Here is an 18836-nt window from a genome sequence, read left to right on the forward strand (position 1 = left end):
GTTTGGTTCAGGATGAGCCATCAAGACAAATAGCCTCCAAAGAACAAGGAAGAGATCGGTGGAGCTAGCATTTTTTCAACGTAAATCGCCAACGCTCATTGGGGTCGATATTAGCTCAGCCTCAGTTAAGTTGCTTGAACTTAGCATGGGTCCGCAAGGATATCGAGTCGAGAGTTATGCTATCGAAAATCTACCCGTCGATGCAATGCAAGAAAAAGAAATCAAAGACGTGGAAGCGGTGGGGCATGCGATTGAAAGAGTCGTGAAACGTTCACGGACACATTCGAAATATGGAGCGGTTGCCGTTAATGGTTCTGGTGTCATCGCTAAAGTGATCCAGATGAATACAGGATTAACAGAAACAGAATTAGAAACGCAAATAAAGCTTGAAGCCGAACGGTATATTCCTTATCCATTACAAGAAGTGAATATGGATTTTCAAGTGATTGGTCCTTCCAGTAAAAGTCCGGAGCTTGTTGATGTTTTACTGGCTGCCTCTCGTACAGAAATTATTGATAATTTAGTAGAAGTTTTAAGTATTGGTGGCATCACTGCTAAGGTGATAGAGATTGAAGCTTATGCGATTGAGCGAGCGTTTAGTTTAATTGCAGAACAAGTACCCAGTGAAGGCGAACATCAAACGATAGCAGTCATTGATATTGGTTCGACGATGACAACATTCAGCGTATTGCATGATAAAGCAACGGTTTATACCCGCGAACAAATTTTTGGTGGCAGACAGCTGACCGAAGAAATTCAAAGGCGTTATGGTCTCACTTTTGAAGAAGCAGGGGTTGCAAAAAAACAAGGGGGATTGCCAGACGATTATACAACAGAAGTATTAGAACCTTTTAAGGATGCTGTTGTTCAACAAATTGGTCGATCATTACAATTCTTTTTTTCATCGAGCCAATTCTCAGAGGTAGACCATATTGTATTAGCCGGTGGGACATCGGCATTACCTGGATTGGTCGAACGAATTCAAGAAAAGTTAGGAATTCCCGCGATTGTTGCAAATCCTTTTGCGAAAATGTCGATAGCACCTCGTGTGAGTGTGCCAGCAATCCATGCAGATGCGCCCTCACTGATGATCTGTTGTGGTTTAGCAATGAGGAGTTTTTCGACATGACCATTAATATTAATTTATTGCCTTGGCGCGAAGAGCGAAAAGAGCTACAGAAAAAAGAATTTTTTACGATGTTGGCTTTTGGCATTGTAGTTTCATGTGGTCTGGTTATGATCATGCATATGAGTGTGGCACGTCAGATTGCAGCTCAAAATGAGAATAACAATTATCTAAAGCAAGAGATCAAACAACTAGATGATCAAATAGCTGAGATTCAAGGTTTAGAAAAAGAAAAGCAGCAGCTGTTGGCTAAAATGGAAGTGATTCAGCAATTGCAAGCGAGCCGACCAGAAGTGGTTAGATTATTTGATACGGTTGTACGAATTATTCCGCCCGGGTTATATCTAACGAATTTATCACGAACAGGTAGCCATATTTTATTAGATGGCAAAGCCGAATCTAATACCCGGGTTTCAACCTTTATGCGCAATATTGAAGCGTCAGGCCTGTTTAAAACACCGGATTTAACTTTAATTCAAGCCGACGATGGCAAAGGGGATAAAAGCTCACCGAGGCTAATCGATAGATTGATAGGGTTTAATTTGCAAGTAGATGAGGTAAATAGTTTTTCGAATGCGTCACAGCAAAAAGCAGCAGTGAATGAGACAACGCCTTCTGCAACCCAAGCGAGTACACCAGCTGCGACACCAACAAGTACAACGGTTTCTAAATGAACATAAATTTAAATGAATTAGATTTAAACGATGTTGGGGTTTGGCCTTTACCGGTTAAGATTGTCACCATTGGCATTTTTAGCCTCACCATTCTTTTTTTAGGATATTGGACGGATACTAAAAAACAATTAGCGAATTTAGATAAAGCAGAACAAGAAGAATTGGCTTTGCGAACAACGTTTGAAGAAAAACAGCATAAATCAGCAAATTTAGATGCCTATAAAGAACAAATGGCTAACATGAAAGCTTCTTTTGGTGCGTTATTGCGACAATTACCAGAAAAAACCGAAGTTCCAGGTTTAATAGAAGATATTTCTCATCAAGGCTTGGCGGCAGGTTTAGAATTTCGCTCGATAAGATTACTGCCTGAAAAAGAGATTGATTTTTATGTTGAACTACCGATTGAGATCTCGGTTGTAGGGAATTACCATCAATTTGGTGAATTTGTCAGCAATGTCGCGGCATTACCCCGAATTGTAACATTACATAATTTTGTCATACATCCTGTGTCAGTAGATGCTTCGGGTGATAATTTGCTTATGAATATAACAGCAAAAACGTATCGATATACAGCGGATGATCGTGAAAATGCAGCTAAAAAATAACACGCGACATCTTTTATGGGGAATCATTCTGCTGAGTTTGGCATTTTATGGCTGTAGCAATAGTGAGAAACGTGCAGAATTAGAATCCTATGTGAAGCGCATTAAAAGTCGCACAATGAAAGAAATTGAGCCATTGCCAGAAATAAAACCGTATGAAATTGTGACATATTCTGCGATGAATTTGCATAGTCCGTTTGTTCCAACCATGATGCAAGAGGTTGCCAAAAAAGTCGTTGTAGAAAATGGTATACAACCGGATATGAATCGACGCAAAGAGGCTCTGGAAGGATATCCCTTAGATTCGTTAAGAATGGTAGGAACATTAGAAAAAAGCAGCAAAAAATGGGTGTTAGTCGTTGACCCGCGAGGTACGGTGTTTCGAGTGACCAAAGGAAATTATCTTGGACAAAATCATGGACACATTGATTCTATTTCAGATGACAAAGTCATGGTAACTGAAATTATCCCCGATCCAGCTGGAGGCTGGCGCGAAAGAAAAGCCTCAATAAGCCTGGTAGATAGTTTACAGAAAACTAAACAAAATCAAAATCCAAGTCCAAGCCAACCGCAACCGACGAAGCAGCAATAGAGATTGGAGCAAATATGAGAAAGATAATAAAAACATGCTTGATAACACTGATGTTGTTCTCGCAAGTTGTTTTTGCTGCTAGCACGATTCAAGATCTACAGGTTGTTGCGATTGATGGCAATCGAGTTTGTGTTCAATTAACATTTGATGGCAAAGTCAGTGCGCCGAAAAGTTTTGCGACCGAAAACCCTGCACGGGTGGTTTTAGATTTTCAAGGTGCCAAGAATGGTTTATCTCGTGAAAAATCACGCAGTGAATTAAATACAGGCATGATGAAACGGGTTGCGGTTGTTGAATCAGGTGATAGATCTCGCGTTGTAATCGATTTGAAAGAGTCAGTGCCTTTTGAAGTAAAAATGGAAGGTAATCAGGCGATTATTACCATGGGAGGTGGTATACCACCGGCACAATCCGCTTCCGATCCCTTTCAAGGACAGGTCTATAACACATATGAATCCTCGCATTTTTCTAATGGGAAATTCTGTATTGGTGGGATTGATTTTCATCGGGGTAAAGAGGGTGAAGGTAGGATTGTGGTTGATTTGAATCACACGAATATCCCAATTGATTTAAAAGAAGAAGGACAACAAATTCGGATTCGTTTTGCTGGAGCGCAATTACCAAAAGATTTGCAGCATAAATTGGATGTGACGGATTTTGGCACCCCCGTGAGTTTTATCAACACCATTCAAAAAGGGGATGATGTTGAAATGACGATACAAATGAGTGGTTTTTTTGAGAATCTTGCATATCAAGCAGATAAACGATTCACGGTAGAGGTAAAACCTTTAACCAAAGAAGAAAAAGACCGACTACAAGCAAAAAATTTCAAGTATACCGGTGAAAGACTTTCCTTGAATTTTCAAGACATTGAAGTCCGAGCGGTTTTACAGCTCATTGCTGATTTCACCGGTTTGAATTTAGTGACCAGTGATACAGTAACGGGTAGTGTGACCTTGCGATTACGTAATGTTCCTTGGGATGAAGCGTTGGATATCATTCTAAAAACAAAAGGACTCGCAAAACGTAAAATTGGCCATGTTTTGATGGTGGGACCTAGTGAAGAAATCGCAGCGAGGGAAAAGCTTGAATTACAAGCTTCGCAACAGGTTGAGGATCTATCCCCTTTGCGCTCAGAATACATGCAGGTCAATTATGCAAAAGCTGCAGATTTAGCAGCTCTGCTTAAAACAGATAAAAATTCGATGTTATCAAGTCGCGGAACTGTTTCGGTCGATGAACGAACCAATACGTTATTAGTGCAAGATACCGCCAATAAAATAGAAGAGATCCGTTCTTTAATTCGACGATTAGATGTACCAGTGCGTCAAGTATTGATTGAATCTCGTGTGGTATTTGCCAATGATGATTTTGAAGATGCATTGGGGGTGACATTTAGTTCTGCAGCTAAATTCAGACCAGGTAATGAACCTGTGGTGGGCTTTGCAGGTGACAAACTGGGGGCGGATAATATTGCACAAGGTGCAACCCCGGCATCACAAGCATTAGTCGACAGACTTAATGTTAACTTGCCTGCGGCACTGCCCAGTGGAGCTGCCGGTTTTGCTCAATTTGGGTTAGCGATTGCTCGTTTGCCAGGGGGAACTATTTTAGATTTAGAGTTGATGGCCTTAGAAAACGAAGGCTTAGGTAAAATTGTCGCGAGCCCGCGTCTAGTCACTTCGAATCAACAGCAAGCTTATATTGAATCGGGTGAAGAAATTCCGTATCAAGAAGCGGCATCCAGTGGAGCAACATCGATTGCCTTTAAAAAGGCAGTGCTGCGACTTGAAGTAACACCGCAAATTACACCAGATGATCACATTATCTTAGATCTAAAGGTTAACCAAGATTCTCGAGGTGTTGTGACAGCAGGGGTGCCAGCGATTAATACACGTGAAATCCATACAAAAGTATTAGTAGCGAATGGAGAGACCGTTGTATTAGGGGGAATTTATCAACAACAGAAAAATCAAACCAAAACGGAAGTCCCCTTTTTAGGGAAATTGCCGGTAGTGGGTTGGCTATTCAGAAATGAAACCAATAGCGATCATCGGAATGAGTTATTGATTTTTGTGACGCCGAAGATCATTCAGGATGGGATGGTGTAGTATGGCGCCTTCCAATGGTATACTCATGACCCAGTTAGGGTGAATTAATATTAGTTTGTAACCTTGCTATTAAAATTCGCAATTACTTATAAAGTTTAATCTCTTGCTTATATTGGCTGTTGCCAACGTAAGTTGAATCAAGTTGGAACAATGAAACGATCAGTGAATTTATTTTTAGTTGGCCCAATGGGGGCTGGAAAAAGCACGATTGGTAAACAACTGGCAAAAGAGTTAAAGCTAGAGTTCTATGACGCGGATCAAGAAATCGAAGCACGCTCCGGAGCGGATATCGCGTGGATCTTCGATGTTGAGGGAGAAGACGGATTTCGCAAAAGGGAAGCACAAGTCATCGATGAACTTAGCCAGCTTCAAGGAATTGTTTTAGCCACAGGGGGTGGAGCTGTGCTCAATGCTGATAATCGTAATCGATTAGCGGCGCGAGGCACGGTTGTCTATTTGTTTACTACGGTTGAACAACAAATGCGTAGAACGGCACGAGATAAGCGCCGTCCATTGCTACATACGGAAACGCCAGAATCAACTTTGAGGGATCTCATGGGGTTCCGCGATCCGCTCTATCGGGAAGTGGCTGATGTTGTCGTCAATACCGATGGCCGTACGGTGCGCTCTGTTGCTGCTGAGGTCATTAAAATGTTAGAGCGAGATCAGTTGTAATATCTTTTTCCTATTTTGACTTTTTACCTTTAGGGGATGCCTTGTCCCCTCTAGGGACAAAATGGTTTGAGTATATTTGCATTCAGATACGAAGCATGACGTTAGAGAATAGTAATGACAGAGCCTATATGGGTCAACATGCCAGCAAAGGCATATCCTATTTTTGTAGGATATGACCTGCTAGCGCAGCCAAACCTTTTCCAATCACACCTTCATAAAGCCGTTTGTGTGGTGAGTCATCCAGAAATCGCAGCATCTTATTTCCCCCTCTTAGAGCAAACATTGCAAAAAGCAGGTGCAAGAAAAATCACCTCTTTATTGCTTCCTGCTGGAGATGCACATAAAACCTTGGCTTTTGCCGAAAAAATTTGGTCATTTTTATCAAATCTGCATTACCATCGTGACACTACCTTGATTGCATTGGGAGGAGGCATGATAGGGGATCTGGTTGGCTACAGTGGCGCATGTTACATGCGAGGGCTGGATGTCATTCAATGCCCAACCTCTTTATTGGCGCAAGTTGATGCTGCTATTGGCGGAAAAACAGCCGTCAATCTTCAGAATAGCAAAAATCTGATCGGTCTTTTTCATCAACCTCGAATGGTATTATCGGATCTCAATACTTTACAGACCTTGCCAAATCGAGAATTTATCGCAGGGTTAGCAGAGCTTATTAAATACGGTGTCATCCTAGATGCGGCGCTATTTGAATGGTTAGAAACGCATATAGTAGAGATACTGGCTCGCAAGCCGCAAGCATTAGAACGAGCTGTTGTGTGGGCAAGTCAGATAAAAGCCGATATTGTTGCCAAAGATGAAAAAGACCAGAATTTGCGAGCTGTTTTGAACTTTGGTCATACTATCGCTCATGCCATCGAAAGTATTTACCATTATGAAAAATATTTGCATGGAGAAGCGGTTGCAATGGGGATGATCATTGCAATGCAATTATCTTTAGCATTGGGGCTAATATCCGCTAATCTATTAGATAGATTAATAGCTTTATTAACAAAGGCTGGGTTGCCAATATTCTTGCCAGATGGGATTACGTTAGAAGCAATATTGGCTAAAATACAACTAGATAAGAAGCATTCTCAGGGACAGATACGTTGGGTGCTCGTTGAAGCTTTAGGTCAAGCACAGCTTCGCGAGAATGTGCCGCTGCCAATGATTTATGATGTGCTCAAGGCCAGCGGGGCGTCGATGTGAAAGGTAAGGATACCATATGCATAATAGTAATTCGACAAACTTTGGATGTTATCTATCGTCGGCTTGGCAGCAACATGCCGAGCTTATTACGCATCTTTGCCACTTTAGCCAAAATATTTTATTGATCCTAGGGCAGGGCCAATCAGGAAAAAGCACATTTTTTGAATATTTCACACACTTGCCAAGTACGAGTTTGAAAATATGTGCAAAGAAAGCAACTCAAAATACGAATGTAGAAGCTTTATTGCAAGAAGTGGCACAGGGATTTGATTTAGCATGGGAAGATGCTACCCAGACCATTGATGCTTTAAATGCAAAGGCATTAGATTCTTATCGACAAACGAATGAAACCTGGGTGTTAATGATTGATGATGCCCATCTTTTAAATGATGAACAAATCGCTGCATTGCTACAGCTTGTTCAATTTAATGGAGAAACAAGAGAACAATTGCATTTGGTGATGTTGGGAGAGCCTAGCTTAGAGGTTCGTTTGTTTACCCCTGAGCTTTGTGGGGATGCGCAAGGAAAGATCTATAGTATTGAGCTAGAACCTTGGACATTGCATGATATAAAGCGATATGTAGCAAAAGAAAAATTATCTCAGATGAGTGCAGAACGTATTGCCGATATTTTTGCAAGAACACAAGGGATGCCAGGCCAAGTTGCTCATGAAGTACAGTTACTACAGAATTCATTTACAGAAGAGGTAAATAGCATGACAAAACAAACCGCAAAGCGTTGGACGCATCCTATCGCACTTGGTGCTGTGACAGGATTCTTATTAGGCGGTGCTTACTTGTTATTCAATAATGCACAAGAAGAGGAAATGATTAACGCCCCAATAAATGCTGCACAAATCGAAGGAGGCTGGGGGGCAAAATCATCGAATAAACCTCGTTTGGATACAAGCGATGAAAAAATGGCCATGGAAGAAGAGCCTGCGCCCATTGTGCAGACTCAACCAGTAACCACATCAATGTCTTTAACCCCTGAAACAAAAATATCGACAGCAATCGCAGCAACAACCGTAACCTCACAAGCTGCGCCAACGAATGTTGCGCCCGTTAATCCAGAACCTGTTGCTCATGTAGAACCAGTCGCTCATGTAGAACCGGTCGCTCATGTAGAACCGGTTGTTCACGCAGAACCAGTTGCGCACACAACCTCTGCAACAACATCGTTAAAAGCTGAGAAAACAGCGGCTGCAAAAGCGAGTGTTGCCCCCAAAGGGTTAAGTAAAGAAGAAGAACATTTGTTATCCGTAGAAAAAAATTATTACACCCTACAATTGGTGGGGGCGCGAAATGAACAAAGCATACAACGATTTATTCAAAAGCATGAATTAGAGGAATTGGCCTATACTTACCGCACAAAATTATCCGGAAAAGATTGGTATGTTGTGGTATTAGGTGAATATCCGACAATGGAGGAAGCAAAGTTGGCGGCTTCTTCATTATCAAGCGAGGTGGCAGCTAAACCTTGGATTCGTGAATTCACGAGTATTCATAGCGACATTAAAAAGCAAGGGTAGTCCCGCCATACGAAAAAAATGTAGGGGCCAGTATCTTTGCCACGGCCCCTTAAAACCAAAATGGTATTTTATTTGTGTAGAAACGGGTAAAATAGGACAGCCATTTATTTTTAAGTTAGTTTCGTAACATGAACTCATCATTTCGTTTTATCCGAGCCCTTAAGCGTCAACCTGTCGATAGCACACCCGTGTGGTTTATGCGTCAAGCGGGTCGTTATCTCCCTGAGTATCGAGCAATGAGAGAGCGTGTTGGTGGATTTTTGGGCATGTGTCAAAATCCAGAAATAGCTGCTGAAATTACCTTACAACCGCTGAAACGCTTTCCTTTAGATGCTGCGATTATTTTTTCCGATATTTTAACCATTCCTGATGCGATGGGGTTGGGGTTATATTTTGCAACGCATGAAGGCCCACATTTTCAAAATCCTATTCGAGACGCTAAAGCGGTAGCAAAGTTACCCATTCCTTGTCCAGAAGCTGATTTGGGTTATGTGATGGATGCCGTGCGCCTCACGGTAAAAGAATGCGGTGATAAAACACCCGTCATTGGGTTTTGTGGCAGCCCATGGACTGTTGCTACCTATATGGTTGAGGGACAAGGTAGTCGAACGTTTTCCATTATCAAAGCCATGATGATGAATGAGCCTCTGGTTCTAAAAGGATTATTGCAAAAGGTTACACAAGCCAGCTGCCAATATTTAGAAGCACAAATTCAGGCCGGTGTAGAGGCTGTCATGGTTTTTGATACATGGGGTGGAGCGCTTTCTGGGGCTGCTTATCATGAATTCTCATTACATTACATGCAAGAAATAGTACGTTATCTTAAAGCAAAAACATTGACGCAATCGATACCTATCATTCTCTTTACTAAGCAAGGTGGGCAGTGGCTTGAATCTATCGCGGATACGGGATGCGATGCGATTGGTATTGATTGGACGCAAGATCTTGCCAATGCCAAAGCACGTGTAGGGCGCCAAGTCGCGCTTCAAGGTAATTTGGATCCAACCGTGTTGTATGCTCGTCCTGATATTATTCAGCGAGAAGTACAAGGCGTATTGGCGAATTATGGTTATGGCAGTGGTCATATTTTTAACTTAGGACATGGTATTTTCCCCGACGTTAACCCAGAGCATGTTGCAGCAATGATTGAAGCCGTTAAAAAATATAGTCCAAGGTATCATCAAGCAGAAATGATTAAGGATAATGCACAAAATGGAACAGTATAACGTTGTATTTCCAGGGACGTTTGATCCAATCACCAATGGACACATTGAATTAGTAGAACGTGCTTCCAGAATGTTTTCGCAAGTCATTGTTGCCGTGGCAGAGAATGCTCGTAAAGCGCCTGCATTTGATATTCAAACTCGTGTCGCATTAGCGCAAGAAGCGTTACAATCAATTAAGAATGTGAAAGTACAAGGTTTTAGCGTTTTATTAGTAGATTTTGTACGTACAGCAAATGCGAAAGCCATTATTCGAGGATTACGTGCAGTATCTGACTTTGAATATGAGTTTCAACTAGCCAATATGAATCGGCGTCTAGCGCCAGAGATAGAAACGATTTTCCTCACGCCCGCCGAACATCATTCTTTTATTTCATCTTCTTTAGTTTCTGAGATTGCACAGTTAGGAGGAGATGTTTCAACCTTCGTACCTGCAAATGTCTTACAGGCATTGAAGAATAAGTTTAAGGTATGAGTCATGGCACTTAAAATTACTGAAGAATGTATAAATTGTGATGTCTGCGAACCAGAATGCCCTAATCAAGCGATTTCGCAAGGTGAGTTTTATTATGAAATTAATCCTAATCGCTGCACAGAATGTGTGGGGCATTTTAATGAACCACAATGCCAACAAGTGTGTCCGGTAGAATGTATTCCTGTCGATATTATTGAGACCAAAGAGCAATTGTTAGAAAAATATCACCAATTGCAAAAGACTAAATCCTAAAAAGATTTTTCATCCGGTTTCGTATGTAAAAAATCCCCGCCAATGCCATACCAAGCCCAATTCCAGCAACCATATCGATAAAAACTGTCGTTAAACAACAGCTCAGTAATATAGTCCGATTCTCAAAGACATCATGACGGATAATCTTAATAAAATGCTCAAGGTGAGACATGCGATAAGCGGTAATCAGCAGTATCGCAGCGAGTGTTGTCATTGGGATATAGCAAATAAGAGGGGTAAATAGTAACACATAAAGAAGGATGAGCAGGCTGTGTAATATGCAAGCAATGGGACTTTTAGCGCCACTATGAATATTGGCGGCAGTTCGCGCAATTGCGGCAGTTGCCGGGATCCCTGATGCGAGTCCACAAAGGATATTAGCAACACCAATTCCTTTGAGCTCTGCATTGGGTTGGTGTTTAGTTTGCGTCAAGCTATCAGCGATTGCTGCACTTAGTAAAGACTCTAAAGCAACTAACGTGGCAATAATTAGCGCTGGAAATATCAATATTTTTAGTTCAGCTAATGATGGGATAGTGAATAAATCATTGGGTAATAATGTCGGCAGATGTAATGATGGGGCAAAGGGCGGCACTCCCATATGCATGTTACCATCGTGCGAACGATAACTAAATTCACTGCCAATAGTTGCAACCGTATAACCAAAATGATTCAAAAACCAAGCAACCAAGGCCCCTATTAAGATGCCAAGAATCGGCGCTGGAATAAATTTAGGTAAACGCTTCGCATTGACCATTGCAAGCATAGTGAGTGTGCCTACAATGGCGGTTGGCCATTGAGTATGCGGTAAGTTTTCAAAAAGATTAGCTACTTTATCAGCATAATGAGTGCTCGTATTAACCATGTTAATACCTAAAAAATCCTTGAGAGAGAGTGTTGCTAAGACAATCGCAATACCGGTTGTAAATCCTGTGGTAACGGCATAAGGAACACGATGAATCAATTGTCCAATTTTAGCAAAACCAAGCATAATTAAGATAAATCCAGCTAAAATTTGACACCAGATAATACCTCGTAACCCAAGCTGCGTTACGATTGGAATCAGAATGACGACAAATGCAGCAGTTGGGCCGCTAATTTGAAATAAGGAACCGCCCAATAATGCAGCTGCAATGCCTGCAACGATTGCCGTATAAATACCATGTTCAGGTGCAAGACCCACTGCGATAGCAAGGGCCATTGATAAGGGTAAAGCGATTAGCGAAACAACCAGCGCTGCACCAAAGTCAGCTCGGAAGTCTTGCCAAGTATAGCCCTTTTCTAATGATTGGCGCAGAGCCCAACCGATTGGCAGTAAACCGATAGTGCGTTTAAGCATTTTAGGTATGAATTTTTATTCCAGTTATTATTAGTCTAATTTAAATGTTAATGATTTCAAGTAATGGTTTTCAGGGAGAAACGGATTAATAGGGTGATCTCTATCGGCACCTGCTTTACGAATTAATTGTGCTGGTCTTCCTGCTTTGGCAATACCTTGCAATATCGCATCACGAAATTCGTTGGTTGAGGCATGATGAGAACACGTTGCAATCATCATAATCCCTGAAGGGGCGACAACTTGCACGGCTAATTTTGCTAGTTTTTGATAGCCTTTTAAGCCAACTGCTTTCTGGTGGGCTTGTTTAATAAAAGCAGGAGGATCAACAAGCACGACATCAAACGTTTTTTGTTGCTCAATCAGAGAGGGTAAGAGCGAAAAAACATCTTCTTGAATAAACTCAGCAGGTGTTGACAGTCCATTATGTGATAGCGCTTTTTTAGCAAGGGTGAGTGCGCGCTCTGAGCTATCGACAAAAGTAACGTGTTTTGCTTGTCCTTTGGCTGCGCTAATGCCAAATCCGCCACTGTAGGTATAAAGATCAAGTACGGATTTACCTTTGGTACGGTCCCTTAACCAAAAACGATTAGCACGTTGATCGTAGAACCAGCCGGTTTTCTGACCATGAATAGGATCGGCAAAGAAGGTTAGATCGTGTTCGTTAACCCGTATTAGCTCATCGTTAGCAAGGGGAGTGCCAAGCGTTGTAATTTGTGATGAAAGATTTTCATTTTGGCGATTTTTAACATTATCACGGAAAATAATAGACTGAGGCTTTAAAGTGATTTGTAAAGCACTTAACCAGATTGGTTTGAGTTTTTCCATGCCCGCTGTGCCTGTCTGACAAACTAAGATGTCATTGAATCTATCAATCACTAAACCAGGTAAATTGTCGCCTTCTGCGTGAACTAAACGGTAATAAGGGATTGAAAATAGTTTTTCACGTCGTGCAAGAGAGGAAGTGAACTGTTTTATAAAAAAAGCTTCGTCGATTTTTTGTGACAAATCTCTGGTTAGTATGCGGCAGGCTAATTTGCTATGAGGGTTATAGTAGGCTTTCGCAAAAGGTTCTTGGTTAGGATCGGTTAAGAGCACCAATTCGCCTGACTCTGCCGCAGGTAAGCGTCGAGTTTGCAGCGCTTGAGTGTATACCCACGGGTAACCCTTTTTCAAGCGTTCGACCCAAGAAGATTTAACTGCGAGTGTGAGCATATGAGGCGCGCCAATAGATGATTAAATCAGAAACGGATTTTAACGCTACTATCCTAAGAAAGCAAAGGAATGGATATTATTTTTGTAGGGTGAAATGACATTGTTGAATGCTTTGCTTGGCACAAGTTGCTTCACATTCTGTTGTGGGGCAAGGCGTCCAACCGTCACCTTCCTTTAGAATGATTTTATTGACTTGGCTCGATCCTTTAATCACTATCCAAGCACTATCATCTCCTTGTGCTATCTGATAATAACAAGCAATTGTTTGGCCCTCGAATAAAATTTGAAAAAGGTTATGCACGACTTCATTTTCGTTTAAAGGACGTCTTGAATAATCTACCCACCAGTTGATGCTGCCCTGTGTCCAGTTGCCATTGGCTAGATTCTTGGTCACTATTTCAGGCGTGGGGCAACGAAAATATTCGCCTTCCAATGTAACACCAGCGCTAGAAGCGCTGGGTTGGTTTAAACTTGCCTTTTTATCTGATGGCGGCGGCGGAGGCGGCTGCTCTGTTGTTGGAGGAGTCGGTTCTGCTTTAACACCGGAATCTTGAGAAGATTGATTCAGTTCTTGAATGGGGTGTGTATCAGAAGCTTTAGGCGTTGTTGGTGTTGATGGATTTGTTGTCGTTGTTGATTGGCTATTGGATTTTTCTTTAAGGGCATTATTTAATTTTTCTTGCGAAATCAATAACTCATCATACTTTGCTTGCAATTCATCGTATTTCGCTTTTGATTCCTGACTTGTTTTTACAAGTTGGTCATGGTCTTTGGTGACTTGTTTAAGCTTAGTAACAGCATCATCATACTTCTTTTGAATGTCGTTATAGCCGGCTTCCATTTGGGAAATTTTATTTTTTAACAATTCATATTCTTGATCTTTTTGTACGATACGCTTTTGTGATTGAAAGAATAAGACATAACCGCCAATAGTGATAGCAAAAATCACGCCCAGGATAACCATGATTAATGGTTTGGATAATGGAAGTTTATTGTCCATAATAAAATGCCTTTTATGAGAAGAGAGGTATTACTTTATTTGTCGACGTAAATTTATTTTTCTAGAGTATTCATCCAAAGGCTGTTTTTTTATGCAGTCGTTTAAGATAGATCAATGTCACGATAAAAGCGCAGAGAAAGAGACAAGACGGGACTCCATATTGAATAAGAACAGCAGTGAGAAAATGCATTTGAATTAATTCATCCTGATTAATAGGCTGATTGAGCGTAATCAATGCATCATCATGTCCAAGCCAATGAATTAAGTTTAATCCCAGTGCGAGGTTGCCATAGTTTTCAATCACGCCATTACTTAAAAAACGACTATTGCCAATAATTGCAATTCGTTGAGTGGATTCAGATTGTAATGGATGCGGTCTTGTCAAATGAATGCCTAAAAGCAGTGGTCCTGCGACTTCATTTTTTTCAGGTTCAAAAGCAATGGATTCAGTTAATGAGCCTGTTTCAGTCCAGGTTTGTTCATGGGTTATTAATAGCGATTGAGTTGACCAATTCTCAAGCGGACTGGATTTAAGTGCGACAGCATAAGGAAAGGCGGTAAGTGATTTGGGCGTGGCAAAAGGAGATTGAGGGTAATGATCAATAATTGTGATAGCCGGGTGAGGCGTTCCTAAACGGTACCCGTGCAAATCAACAATTGTGCCTGGTAATGGAGTCACTTGAAAAAAATCAGATAAAAACGGCAAAGGCTGCATGTTGTTATCGATAAGCCATAAAAGATTGCCACCCTGCAAAAGGTACTGAATGATTAGTTTTTCTTCTTCTGGCAGCAGAGTGCTTCTAGGGGCTGCAATAATTAATAAACGAGTATTGTCTGCAATAAGTGGTGTATGGGTTAATGAGAGTGTTTGTATTTGAAATCCTTGATTTCGCAGAGCTATGCTTAGCAAACTGTAGTCCGTTGCTTGAGCATTAAACGGTGAAGGTTCATTATGCCCTTGCAAAAATACGATCCATTGATTAGCTTTATTGCAGAGTTTGAACAAGCATTGGCTCAATGTTTGTTCATTCAGCGGATTTTTCAGCAGATCAATGACTTCTTGACGTTCCCCCATTTTAACAAGCAGTGCCGCACTTTGGTAATCGTTGCTAAACGAATAGGGCCTATCTTTCCAGTGCAACACGATATTGGGTTTGGTAGATTGATATTGAGTGATGAGAAGCTCTGCTTGACGGTAATTGTCGATATCGCTGCTATATAAATCGATTTCGATGGATTCTGACATTTTTTCCAATAACGATAGCGTGGTGGGGGATAGTTTTTGTGTTGCTGTCATATTCCATGAATAATGATAGGGGTTAGCTATCAGATAAATGCTAACGAAAAAACCAATAAGTAAGCATAATGTTATCAGTTTTTTACTGATGGTTAATAGCATCATTGCGGAACCTGTTTCATTTTTTGTTTAATGAATTGACTGCTAAGCGCCAACCAAAATGCGCTAAATAATAGATAAAATAGAAGATCTTGACTTTGAATATAACCATGTAACAAATAATAACTGTGGTTTAACAATGAAAGTGACTGCACGGGGAAGAGTGTTTGACTCAGTGGGTTAAGCCATTCAATCAGCAACCAGAAGATATTGCCAATAAAGGTAGCCCCCATCGCTAGCAACGGTGAAGAAAAAAGACAAGAAATAAACAATCCAAAACTAATTAATGCAGCACAAATAGTGAAGGTTGCGATACAACCACCTATAATCATTCCCCAATCTAAATTGGTTTCGAACTGTAATAAGCTAATCATCAATAGCATTGTAAATAATATAATTAAGGTAAAACCAAGAAGGCTTATCCATTTTCCCAATAGAAGTTGAGAAGGCGTTATTTGAGAGGTTAACCATAACTGAAAAGTTTTTTGAGAGAATTCTGTGCTAAAAGCGGAAGTTGTTAGAATAGGCAGAATCAGGGCTAGAACCACAATGCTCCAACTAAAAAAGGGCTTAATGACGTTTAAACTTAAACTTTCATGACGAGAGCCTTGAATCAGGGCATGTTGCATTAAACTTAAATAATCAACTAATAATCGATAAAAAAATAACCATAAAAGGCCCATGGTGAGCAGCGTTAAAACAATCGCAAGGGGATGACGACATAATTTATAACTTTCTAAACGAGCAATTCCAAAAATCATAAACAAGTGACCTTACTAATAATTGATTGCTTTTCAAAATGAAATTGCCCCTGATGCAAGAAGACGATTTCATCACAGAATGAGGTGACTTCGGTGACATGATGAGTACTGAAGAAGATTAGTCTATTGGGTTGGCGCCATTCTTTGAGCAAGGTCCATAGCGCTTGGCGTTGTTTTGGATCGAGTAAACTGCAGGGCTCATCAAGAATGAAAAGTTTGGGTTGATGTAAAGCGCTTGAGAGTAAATGAACTCGTTTTTTTTGCCCATCTGATAATTGCCTAAAGAGTTTATTTTTTAATTCATTCAATTGATGTTGCTCAAAAAGAGCCTGAATTAATTTCGCGTAATGAGGTACTTTTCTGAGGCGACACAGCCAAATGAGGTTTTCTTGCACGGTAAGATGGGGGTAAAGGCTAGGTATATTAGGTAAAAAACCAATTTCAGAAAAACGAAGTGATGATCCATTAAATGCAATTTCACCCTGAGTCGGTTGATTTAATCCTGCTAAAAGACGGAGTAGTGTTGATTTACCGCAGCCATTGGGACCTGCAAGCGCAACGATATGCCCTAGCGCAAAACGGGCATTCAGATTAGCAAAGAGCGTATGTCCCCGCATTGAGAAAGCTAGATGGTTAAGTTGAAGTCCCTTCATACATAGAACCAGGCAAGCAAAATGTTTTTTTAGTATACTTGAGCCCAAACTAGAGAGAAGTACCTATTTTATTTGTTAGCCAGTTGAATCTTGAGAGGTGAGGCTATGTTTTACGGTTTGTGCAATTTGCCATGGTGGGGTTATCCACTCGTTTTGCTCGCGCTGACGCATGTAACAATTCTTGGCGTTACTATTTATCTGCACCGTCATCAGGCCCATCGTGCTTTAGACATGCATCCCATCTTGAGCCACTTTTTTCGCTTCTGGCTATGGATGACAACTGGAATGGTGACAAAAGAGTGGGCGGCGATTCATCGCAAGCATCACGCAAAATGTGAAACCGTTGACGATCCACACAGCCCTCAAGTCATGGGGTTGCCTTTAGTCATGTGGCGTGGCGCAGAATTATATCGTAAAGAAGCGCGCAACCAAGAAACCTTAGAAAGATATGGTCAAGGTACGCCAGATGATTGGATTGAAGGTTTTTACCAACGTAATACCAAAAAAGGTATTTATGCCATGTTGATTATCGATATGGTTTTATTTGGTGTGCCAGGATTAGCTATTTGGGCATTACAAATGGCGTGGATCCCTTTTTGGGCTGCGGGTATTGTTAACGGTGTTGGCCATTATTGGGGATATCGTAATTTTGAATGTCCTGATGAAGCAAGAAACCTAACACCGTGGGGAATTCTGATTGGCGGTGAAGAGCTGCATAATAATCACCATACTTACCCCACCTCTGCGAAATTTTCTATTAAATGGTGGGAAATTGATTTAGCGTGGCTTTATCTTCGTATTTTTGAAACGGCAGGTTTAGTGAAAATTAAACGCGTTGCCCCGTCTCCCCATTCAGAGCCTGGCAAAGCACAAATTGATATGGAAACGTTGAAGGCCTTGATTCTTAATCGCTTTCAAGTGATGGCACGTTATTCAAAAGACGTGATTGTGCCTGTATTCCAGCAAGAAAAGCAAAAGGCAGAAAATGCGCAAGTGAGCTTTTTGACTCGAGCTAAAAAATTATTAGTGCGTGAATCCTCTTTGTTAGATGAAAATGCTAAACAACGATTAGAGCAGTTTTTAGCGAATCATCAAGCGGTACAAGTGGTTTATCAATTTAAAGAGCGCTTACAGAATCTATGGTCTCAAACGACCTTGAAAGAAAAGGAACTGGTTGAAGCCTTACAAAAATGGTGTCAGGAAGCAGAAGCAACGGGCGTCAGTGCTTTACGGGAATTTTCGGCTTATCTAAGAAGTCTAACACTCAAAACCGTTTAACTCTTCCACAGACCTCTCCTTTTGGGAGAGGTCGCCGCCTTGTTCTGCATAGCTCCTAGAGCGAAGCGGAAATGGGCAGGGAGATAGACATAAAAAAACCCACATTAGTGGGTTTTTTTATGTCTAAGCGGTAACTACTTCATTTTTTCTTCGTTAAATTCCACATGCTTACGCACGATAGGATCATAACGCTTCATCACCAACTTTTCTTTTTTGTTTCTTTTATTTTTGGTGGTGGTGTAGAAAAAATGTGAAGCGCTGGAACGCATAATGATTTTGATTGTATTATCAGCTGCCATGATGCTTCCCCTTACACTTGTTCGCCGCGGTTACGCAATTCAGCCAAAACAGCTTCAATACCTTTTTTATCGATGGTACGCATACCACGAGCAGAAACTCTTAAGCTAATAAAGCGGTTTTCATCTGCTAGCCAAAATCTTTTCCAATGCACATTGGTTTGAAACGTACGTTTCATCTTTTTGTTACAGTGCGCCACATGATTGCCACGAGCGGTGCCTTTTCCCGTGACCATACACACTTTTGCCATGGTCTTAACCCCCTAAGGTCCTATTGAGCCAGACTTTATATCAAATTATAGCGTTTAGAGCAATTAATCCCACATAACCTATTTAATATTAAGTTAATTTTCTGAAACAAAACAGGTCGTAATGAACTAAAATTCTTTTTTTGTAGTCTACTCAAATAAGTTTTCAATGTTAGGGGTAGT

Annotated in this window: 20 protein-coding genes; 12 read left to right on the plus strand and 8 right to left on the minus strand. The window is 41.0% G+C overall.

Translation table 11 applies throughout. The features are described from left to right. Positions 1–58 precede the first annotated feature (58 nt). The 11 genes from HT99x_RS01165 to HT99x_RS01215 all read left to right on the plus strand — a co-directional run bounded on the left by HT99x_RS01165 (position 59) and on the right by HT99x_RS01215 (position 10470). The gene (locus HT99x_RS01165) at positions 59–1129 is read left to right on the plus strand and encodes a type IV pilus assembly protein PilM (RefSeq protein WP_075066559.1); all 1071 of its coding nucleotides are present in this window, start codon (positions 59–61) and stop codon (positions 1127–1129) included. Continuing rightward, positions 1126–1800, plus strand: coding sequence for a PilN domain-containing protein (locus HT99x_RS01170; RefSeq protein ID WP_075066558.1), 675 nt, complete (start codon positions 1126–1128; stop codon positions 1798–1800). Before HT99x_RS01165 ends, HT99x_RS01170 begins: the two co-directional genes overlap by 4 nt. Next, the gene (locus HT99x_RS01175; RefSeq protein WP_075066557.1) at positions 1797–2405 is read left to right on the plus strand and encodes a type 4a pilus biogenesis protein PilO; all 609 of its coding nucleotides are present in this window, start codon (positions 1797–1799) and stop codon (positions 2403–2405) included. Before HT99x_RS01170 ends, HT99x_RS01175 begins: the two co-directional genes overlap by 4 nt. Then, a complete protein-coding gene (locus HT99x_RS01180) occupies positions 2389–2994 on the plus strand; it encodes a pilus assembly protein PilP (RefSeq protein ID WP_075066556.1) in 606 nt (201 codons plus the stop codon). Before HT99x_RS01175 ends, HT99x_RS01180 begins: the two co-directional genes overlap by 17 nt. 14 nt (positions 2995–3008) lie before the next feature. Next, complete coding sequence (locus tag HT99x_RS01185; protein WP_075066555.1) at positions 3009–5105, plus strand: type IV pilus secretin PilQ; 2097 nt, start codon at positions 3009–3011, stop codon at positions 5103–5105. Between the two features lie 150 nt (positions 5106–5255). Further along, on the plus strand, positions 5256–5780 hold the full coding sequence (gene aroK / locus HT99x_RS01190; RefSeq protein ID WP_075066554.1) for a shikimate kinase AroK: 525 nt from the start codon (positions 5256–5258) through the stop codon (positions 5778–5780). Positions 5781–5918: 138 nt separating this feature from the next. Then, positions 5919–6989, plus strand: a complete 1071-nt coding sequence (aroB, locus tag HT99x_RS01195) for a 3-dehydroquinate synthase (RefSeq protein ID WP_158003389.1) — start codon at positions 5919–5921, stop codon at positions 6987–6989. Positions 6990–7005: 16 nt separating this feature from the next. Continuing rightward, the gene (locus tag HT99x_RS01200) at positions 7006–8520 is read left to right on the plus strand and encodes an AAA family ATPase (protein ID WP_075066552.1); all 1515 of its coding nucleotides are present in this window, start codon (positions 7006–7008) and stop codon (positions 8518–8520) included. Between the two features lie 128 nt (positions 8521–8648). After that, positions 8649–9746 carry a uroporphyrinogen decarboxylase gene (gene hemE, locus HT99x_RS01205; protein ID WP_075066551.1) on the plus strand — a complete coding sequence of 366 codons (1098 nt, stop codon included), beginning with the start codon at positions 8649–8651 and terminating at the stop codon, positions 9744–9746. Next, on the plus strand, positions 9733–10218 hold the full coding sequence (coaD, locus tag HT99x_RS01210) for a pantetheine-phosphate adenylyltransferase (RefSeq protein WP_075066550.1): 486 nt from the start codon (positions 9733–9735) through the stop codon (positions 10216–10218). Before hemE ends, coaD begins: the two co-directional genes overlap by 14 nt. A gap of 3 nt (positions 10219–10221) precedes the next feature. Then, positions 10222–10470, plus strand: a complete 249-nt coding sequence (locus HT99x_RS01215; RefSeq protein WP_075066549.1) for a YfhL family 4Fe-4S dicluster ferredoxin — start codon at positions 10222–10224, stop codon at positions 10468–10470. Here HT99x_RS01215 and HT99x_RS01220 read toward each other — a convergent pair. The 6 genes from HT99x_RS01220 to HT99x_RS01245 all read right to left on the minus strand — a co-directional run bounded on the left by HT99x_RS01220 (position 10460) and on the right by HT99x_RS01245 (position 16831). Continuing rightward, on the minus strand, positions 10460–11809 hold the full coding sequence (locus tag HT99x_RS01220; RefSeq protein ID WP_075066548.1) for a SulP family inorganic anion transporter: 1350 nt from the start codon (positions 11807–11809) through the stop codon (positions 10460–10462). The two genes, HT99x_RS01215 and HT99x_RS01220, sit on opposite strands and share 11 nt — an antisense overlap. Before the next feature lie 30 nt (positions 11810–11839). Next, the gene (locus HT99x_RS01225) at positions 11840–13021 is read right to left on the minus strand and encodes an RsmD family RNA methyltransferase (protein ID WP_075066547.1); all 1182 of its coding nucleotides are present in this window, start codon (positions 13019–13021) and stop codon (positions 11840–11842) included. A 76-nt stretch (positions 13022–13097) separates the two neighbouring features. Continuing rightward, positions 13098–14021, minus strand: a complete 924-nt coding sequence (locus HT99x_RS01230; protein WP_075066546.1) for a cupin domain-containing protein — start codon at positions 14019–14021, stop codon at positions 13098–13100. A 70-nt stretch (positions 14022–14091) separates the two neighbouring features. After that, entirely contained in the window at positions 14092–15423 is a 1332-nt protein-coding gene (locus tag HT99x_RS01235) for a GldG family protein (protein WP_075066545.1), read from the minus strand. Beyond that, positions 15420–16178 carry an ABC transporter permease subunit gene (locus HT99x_RS01240; RefSeq protein WP_075066544.1) on the minus strand — a complete coding sequence of 253 codons (759 nt, stop codon included), beginning with the start codon at positions 16176–16178 and terminating at the stop codon, positions 15420–15422. Before HT99x_RS01240 ends, HT99x_RS01235 begins: the two co-directional genes overlap by 4 nt. Further along, on the minus strand, positions 16175–16831 hold the full coding sequence (locus tag HT99x_RS01245) for an ATP-binding cassette domain-containing protein (RefSeq protein WP_083482897.1): 657 nt from the start codon (positions 16829–16831) through the stop codon (positions 16175–16177). The genes HT99x_RS01240 and HT99x_RS01245 overlap by 4 nt, the downstream gene beginning before the upstream one ends. A gap of 105 nt (positions 16832–16936) precedes the next feature. Here HT99x_RS01245 and HT99x_RS01250 point away from each other — a divergent pair, with 105 nt between their 5' ends. Then, on the plus strand, positions 16937–18109 hold the full coding sequence (locus HT99x_RS01250; RefSeq protein WP_075066542.1) for a DesA family fatty acid desaturase: 1173 nt from the start codon (positions 16937–16939) through the stop codon (positions 18107–18109). Between the two features lie 134 nt (positions 18110–18243). Here the strand turns inward: HT99x_RS01250 and rpmG are convergent, their stop codons facing one another. Further along, entirely contained in the window at positions 18244–18408 is a 165-nt protein-coding gene (gene rpmG, locus HT99x_RS01255) for a 50S ribosomal protein L33 (RefSeq protein ID WP_075066541.1), read from the minus strand. Between the two features lie 11 nt (positions 18409–18419). Further along, positions 18420–18656, minus strand: coding sequence for a 50S ribosomal protein L28 (gene rpmB / locus HT99x_RS01260; protein ID WP_075066540.1), 237 nt, complete (start codon positions 18654–18656; stop codon positions 18420–18422). Positions 18657–18836 lie beyond the last annotated feature (180 nt).

It is taken from the genome of Candidatus Berkiella aquae (genome assembly GCF_001431295.2).
Taxonomy (GTDB): Bacteria; Pseudomonadota; Gammaproteobacteria; order Berkiellales; family Berkiellaceae; genus Berkiella; species Berkiella aquae.